Here is a 6,467-nt window from a genome sequence, read left to right as displayed (position 1 = left end):
TTGACTATATTCAAGAACTTTTGGATAAATGGAATAAACAGCACAAATCTAGGCAAAGATATGCTATAATAAAGATAATTATTTAAGGAGAAGGATTAATGCAGAAATTTAAGTTTAAACAGTATAGCGGTTTGTTGATATTAGGGCTGATATTAATCGTAATCTATAAAGTTTTTGATCCATCGTGGTTTTCATTTATTTTGAAAGCATTTTATCCTGTGTTAATAGGTGGTGCACTAGCTTATTTTTTAGAACCAATAGTAAAGAAACTGACTAAGTTATTTAATCAAAGTAGTAATAATTTTCTTGTTAAACACCAGCGGGTCATTAGCGTAATGATAGTTTTTTTGGGATTGATATTATTATTAATTGTTGTTTTAAACTGGTTGATTCCTACTTTTATGGGATATGCCATTGAATTAATCAATAATATCGATACATACGTTTCTAATTTTGATAAAACGATTAATGAAACCTTCAAAGATGAAAAAATTAGAGAATTTATCATTATGGGCGCTAATAAAGTTGGCGGAGCAATCAAAAGTCTTTCGGTAAATGATTATTTAGAAATGATTGCTTTAGCTGGAAAAACCGGAAGTACATTATTGACTATTTTGATGGGATTGATTTTCTGTCCGTATATTTTGATTGAAACCAAAAAACTATTAAGTATTTTTGATCGCTTAATGCTATGTTTTATTGATGAAAATAAATTAGCATTAATTCATGAATACGCTTATAAATCACATCGTATTTTTGGTGAATTTATTTATGGAAAATTTATTGATTCAGTAATCATTGGTTTAATTGCTTTGGTTGGATTTGGGTTAATGGATCTGCCATTTTTCCCACTATTAGCTTTTGTAGTATTCATTACTAACATTATTCCTTATTTTGGACCTTTTATCGGTGGGGTTCCGGTAACGATCGTTGTTTTTTTGATTGAAGGTTTGATGACGGGTTTAGCTACCGGAGTGTTTATCTTTATTTTACAACAGTTCGATGGATTGTTCTTAGGACCACATATTTTAGGGGATACAGTAGGGATTTCACCATTTTGGATCATTACTTCAATTACTGTCTTTGGTAGCTTATTTGGCTTTTTTGGAATGTTCTTAGGGGTACCGATGATTTGTGTAATTAGAATGTTTTTTGATGATTTTGTAGCTTATCGACACAATAAAAAAAATGAATGACCTTTGTTTAGCCAAAGGTCATTTTTTTAAATTTCACATATTTTTTCAATCGCTGCTAACTGAATAGAAATTGTTAATAATTTAGCAGCTTTTGATAGTTCATCAACACTTGGATATGATGGGGCAATACGAATATTGGTATCTTGAGGATCTTTACCGTATGGGAAAGTCGCTCCAATCGTTGTAAGTGTAACCCCAGCTTCCTTACATAATTGACCAACTCTTTTAGCACATCCAGGCATGACATCAACACTAATAAAGTAACCGCCATTAGGTGATGACCAAGTTGCAATTTCTTTACCAGCTAATTCAGTTTCTAATTCATTTAAAACACAATCAAATTTAGGTTTTAAAATTGCAGCATGTTTTTGCATGTGGGCTTTTAAATGATCAATATCTTTAAGGAAAGCTAAATGTCTTAATTGATTCATTTTATCTTGAGAGATTGATTGAACATTTAAACGCTTTTTAATATCCGCAATATTATTATCACTAGCAACGATGCATGATACCCCAGAACCAGCAAAAGTAATTTTTGAAGTAGAAGCTACCATGATTACTAGATCTTCATTATTATGTTTAGGCAATTCATCAAAAATATTTAACAGCTTATCGCCTGGTACAGTTAGATCATGAACACTATAAGCATTATCATAAATAATTCTAAAATCTTTAGCAGCTGGTTTTAAAGCAGCTAAGCCTTTAACAGTAGCATCACTATAAGTAATTCCCGTTGGATTTGAATATTTAGGGACACAGAACATTCCTTTTACCTGTTCATCCTGGATATATTTTTGAATAACATTTAAATCAGGCCCTTCATCGTTCATTGGAACAGTAATCATTTCAATTCCAAAATATTCTAAAAAAGCAAAATGACGGTCATATCCCGGTGCAGGACATAAAAACTTAACATGATCTAATTTTGACCATGGTGTGTTTTTCAGTACACCTGATAACATGGCTTGTGACAAATAATCAAACATTAATGTTAAACTTGAAGTACCGCCAATAACAACATTTTTAGTATCTACTTCTAGTAGTTTAGCGAAAAACTCTCTTAAAGCGTTTAATCCTTCTAAACCGCCATAATTACGGCAATCAACACCATCTTTTAAATATTCATGACAATTTAATAATTCCATTGATAAATCTAATTGTTCACTAGAAGGCTTTCCTCTTGACATATCAAGATTAAGACCTTGATCTTTGAATTCATCATATTGTTTTTGTAAATCACTTTTGATTAATTTTAGTTCATCTTTACTCATTTTTGAAAATGCTTTCATGACAATTCCCCTTTACATATATAAGTAAATGTATTGTACCTATTATAGCCAATTTTTTCAAGATTTTAAGTAAAAATAGTTTTATAAATCTTGACTAATAAAATAGTTCCTTGAAGATATTTGTGATATAATGTTACCAATAACTGATTTAAAAATGATATGGAGGATTGGAAATGAAAAGATATTTAATAGTTGGTATTATCGTAGCAATAATACTATTGATTTTATTGTTTGTTTATTTAAAAAAACGCTCACATCGTCCTAAATATTATGTTTTAATCGTTACTTTTGATGATGGATATTATGTTGATCTAACAAGCGATGAGCGCTTGGTTAAACTGGCAGAGTTTAAAAAGGAAAAAGATTCTTTTATTGTCGAAACTAATTTAAATGAAGTTCAATTTAAAAAAGAAATTGGAAAAATTTTAGATATGGATTTAGCGAAGATTCACGTAATAATTAAAAGATGGTGGTTAAATCGTGATTATGAGGATTTTATTTAAGATGACCCGGACCCGGTCATCTTTTTTCTTTTGGCGTATAGATAGTAAAAATTAGGTAAAGCTTAAATAGGAGGCGAAAAGATGATTGACCGAGTAAAATTGTTTTGTGGTGCTCAAGATATTACTGGACATTTTTTAGCAATTAATGAGCTGTATATTTTGATTTTAACGGGCTATACCCACAGTATTGTCGAAAATCATGATAAAAAACAGTATTATGTTAATAATAAGTATATTGATTTTAATTTTGAAATCTAACTTAAGATTTCTTTATACCTAATTTAGATTTATTAGTGGTAAAATAAAAAAACAAGATATCATTTAGTATTTTTGCTAAATGATATCTTTTTTTTCTAAAAAAATGTCGTAGATTACTGCAATCTACGACACAAAATATAACATATTTGTCTTCAAATTAAAAGAGAAAAATTATTTTTAGGATTATTTTTTTAATAAACAGTTTTTAAGTTTGATATAGAATTAGAATTTTTACTTTAATGATATGAAAGAAGGGGAAAATATGTCAAAAGAAATAAAATTTTCACAGTTATCAAAAGAATGGTTAGAATTAAAAAAAATATCCATAAAGTACTCTACATATATTAAGTATAATAATATTATTGAGTTATATTTAATTGACTTTTATCAAGATATTTGTCTACAAGAATGTGATGAAATGGTTCATTTAGACTTATTTGAATCATTGAAAAACGATAAGGAATTATCAGCTAGTACGCTAAAATCAATTACCTTTATCTTAAAGAATATTCTTGAATATGGTGAAGAAAAATATAATTTAAAACATGTCAATTTATGGTATTTAAAAGTAAATGATAGTAAAAAACAAATTAAAGTATTATCTAAGCAAGACAAAGAGGAATTAACTAAATATTGCAAGTCAAATATTAATCAAACTACTCTAGCAATCTATATTAGTTTGTATACTGGTTTAAGATTAGGGGAAATATGCGGCTTAAAATGGGAAGATGTTGACATTGATAATAGCTTGATCTTTGTTTTAAGAACAGTTCAAAGAATTAAAAGCAATGATAAATCAAGCAAGACTAAAAAGATGGTTTTTGAACCAAAAACACAAGCTTCTAAAAGAGTTGTTGTTTTAACTGATTTTCTGGTTGAGTATATTAATGATTATCGAAAATTGTATGATATTGATAAAACAAATTCAGCGTTTTATCTTTTATCTAATAGTCTAGACATCCCAGAGCCAAGAAATATTCAGCGGAATTTTAAAAATCTTTGTGAATTATTAAAATTAAAGATGAATTTTCATTGTTTAAGACATACTTTTGCAACTAACTGTATTAAATATGGAATTGATGTCAAAACAGTTAGTGAATTGTTGGGTCATTCTAGTGTGACAACGACATTAAATTTATATGTCCATCCATCACTTGAATACAAAAAAGAACAAATTAATAAAATTCCTAAATAGTAAGTCGTAGATTGCAGTAATCTACGACTTATCAATTTAGGAAAGAGGAATTACAATGTACTGGTATATTGCGTATGTTGACAATGATTACATTGATAATCTGGTCGATTTTTTTAATCGTCAAGAAAATTGTCTAGCATTCATCCCAAAGATGGAAAAATGGTACAACGTTAAAAGTATTAAAAACTACGTTGTAAGAAAATTATATCCAAATTATGTTTTAATTAAAAGTCATTTGGATAAAAAAGAGTTCATTTTTCAATATAATGGATTTTTTAATTCATTAAAAGGAAGCGTTTCTTTATTACAATACGATAACACTACAGCTTTAAATAGGGGTGAACAAGCAATTTTTGAACAACTGTTTGATAATGAGTCAATTATTCGCCATTCCATTGGCAATATTGTTGATTCTAAATTGATCGTTGATCAAGGACCGTTAAAAGGATTAGAAGATTTAGTTATTAAAATTGATCGTCATCATCGCATCGCAACATTAAAAACAAATTTTTTAGGACAGCCAATTCGTGTTGCTTTAGAAGTAGTGAGTAAAACTTGAACTGGTATGTTTTATATACTATTAGCTATAAAGCTAAACAGCTGGTTTTAGAACTAAATAAATATCAAGACATTGAAGCCTTTATCCCTTATCAGGAGTTTTATCATCGTAAGACCAAAGAGCATTTAATCAAGCCAATGTTTCCTGGTTATATTTTTATTAAAAGTAGATTAGAACAGTCAGAATTTAATATTCTTTTAACTGAAATAATGCAAAAACAAAATAAGATGATAAAACAATTAAAAAACGATGGGGTTTCAGCTTTACGAAAAGAAGAAATTTGGATGTTGGAAACACTATTGAATCAAAGCAATATCGTTGAAATGTCAACAGCCAGATTGGAAAACGGTAAAGCAATTATTACTAATGGTCCACTAAAAAAATTTGAAAATCGCATTGTAAAAGTAGATAAACGCAATCAATATGCTTATTTAGATTTAATTTTTATGGAACGCTATATAAAAGTTGGATTAAACATTACAAGCAAGAACTAATTAGAGAGCAGGCATATCCGCCTCTAATCAGGTTTGGAATATAGTTAACTTACTTGGGGTAGGGGGAACTATATTCTTTTTTTGTTACATTAAACAAGGAGAACTGTTATGGAGAATATGCAAAAAAGAAATATTTCATTTTCACCACCGGATATGAGTGAAAATGAAATGAATGAAGTTATTAATGCTTTAAAATCAGGATGGATCACTACTGGTCCTAAAACTAAAGAATTTGAAAGAAAAATAGCTAAATACTGTCATACTTTAAAAGCTGTCTGTTTAAATAGTGCAACAGCCTGTATGGAAATGACCTTAAAGCTATTAGGTGTTGGTTACGGTGATGAAGTAATTACTTCAGCTTATACCTACACTGCAACATGTAGTGTTATCTTACATGTTGGAGCGACACCGGTATTAGTTGATGTAAAAAAGGACAGCTATGAAATGGATTATGATCAGTTAACAAGTAAAATTACTGATAAAACCAAAGTGATCATGCCGGTTGATATTGCAGGAATCATGTGTGACTATGATAAAATTTATGAAGCTATTGAAAGTAAAAAGCATTTATTTAAGGCTAATAATGATCTGCAAAAAGCTTTTGGCAGAATTATTATTTTAGCTGATGCAGCTCATGGCTTTGGTGCCGTTAGAAATAATCAGATGTGTGGTGAAGTGGCCGACTTCACTTCTTTTAGTTTTCATGCTGTTAAAAATCTTACTACTGCAGAAGGTGGTGCAGTTGTGTGGAAAGATATCAAAGGTATTGATAATGAAGAAATTTATAAACAGTATCAGTTACTTTCTTTACACGGTCAGTCAAAAGATGCTTTAGCTAAAACAAAGTTAGGAGCATGGGAATATGATATCATTGCACCAGCCTACAAATGCAATATGACCGATATCATGGCCAGCATCGGTTTAGCCCAGCTTGAAAGATATGATAGTCTTCTTAAAAGAAGAAAAGAAATCA

At 29.3% G+C, this 6,467-nt stretch carries 8 protein-coding genes; 7 read left to right on the top strand and 1 reads right to left on the bottom strand.

The window, feature by feature from the left end; translation table 11 throughout:
* Positions 1-98 precede the first annotated feature (98 nt).
* Positions 99-1,196 carry an AI-2E family transporter gene (locus J7M77_RS08970; protein WP_296877655.1) on the top strand — a complete coding sequence of 366 codons (1,098 nt, stop codon included), beginning with the start codon at positions 99-101 and terminating at the stop codon, positions 1,194-1,196.
* A 26-nt stretch (positions 1,197-1,222) separates the two neighbouring features.
* Here the strand turns inward: J7M77_RS08970 and J7M77_RS08965 are convergent, their stop codons facing one another.
* Positions 1,223-2,485 carry an aminotransferase class I/II-fold pyridoxal phosphate-dependent enzyme gene (locus J7M77_RS08965; RefSeq protein ID WP_296877653.1) on the bottom strand — a complete coding sequence of 421 codons (1,263 nt, stop codon included), beginning with the start codon at positions 2,483-2,485 and terminating at the stop codon, positions 1,223-1,225.
* Between the two features lie 173 nt (positions 2,486-2,658).
* Here J7M77_RS08965 and J7M77_RS08960 point away from each other — a divergent pair, with 173 nt between their 5' ends.
* From J7M77_RS08960 to J7M77_RS08935, 6 genes are all read left to right on the top strand, one after another.
* A complete protein-coding gene (locus J7M77_RS08960; RefSeq protein ID WP_296877651.1) occupies positions 2,659-2,988 on the top strand; it encodes a hypothetical protein in 330 nt (109 codons plus the stop codon).
* 81 nt (positions 2,989-3,069) lie between these two features.
* Complete coding sequence (locus J7M77_RS08955; protein ID WP_296877649.1) at positions 3,070-3,246, top strand: hypothetical protein; 177 nt, start codon at positions 3,070-3,072, stop codon at positions 3,244-3,246.
* A gap of 262 nt (positions 3,247-3,508) precedes the next feature.
* Entirely contained in the window at positions 3,509-4,441 is a 933-nt protein-coding gene (locus tag J7M77_RS08950; protein WP_296877647.1) for a site-specific integrase, read from the top strand.
* A gap of 55 nt (positions 4,442-4,496) precedes the next feature.
* Positions 4,497-5,000 carry a transcription termination/antitermination NusG family protein gene (locus J7M77_RS08945; RefSeq protein ID WP_296877645.1) on the top strand — a complete coding sequence of 168 codons (504 nt, stop codon included), beginning with the start codon at positions 4,497-4,499 and terminating at the stop codon, positions 4,998-5,000.
* Complete coding sequence (locus J7M77_RS08940) at positions 4,997-5,494, top strand: transcription termination/antitermination NusG family protein (protein ID WP_296877643.1); 498 nt, start codon at positions 4,997-4,999, stop codon at positions 5,492-5,494. The genes J7M77_RS08945 and J7M77_RS08940 overlap by 4 nt, the downstream gene beginning before the upstream one ends.
* A gap of 108 nt (positions 5,495-5,602) precedes the next feature.
* Positions 5,603-6,467 (top strand): DegT/DnrJ/EryC1/StrS aminotransferase family protein (locus tag J7M77_RS08935; protein ID WP_296877641.1); only part of this gene is annotated, 865 nt, incomplete at its 3' end.

The organism is Thomasclavelia sp. (genome assembly GCF_017889095.1).
GTDB lineage: Bacteria > Bacillota_I > Bacilli_A > Erysipelotrichales > Coprobacillaceae > Thomasclavelia.
The sequence above is the reverse complement of the archived record's forward strand: the minus strand, read 5'-3'. Positions and strand labels throughout refer to the sequence as shown.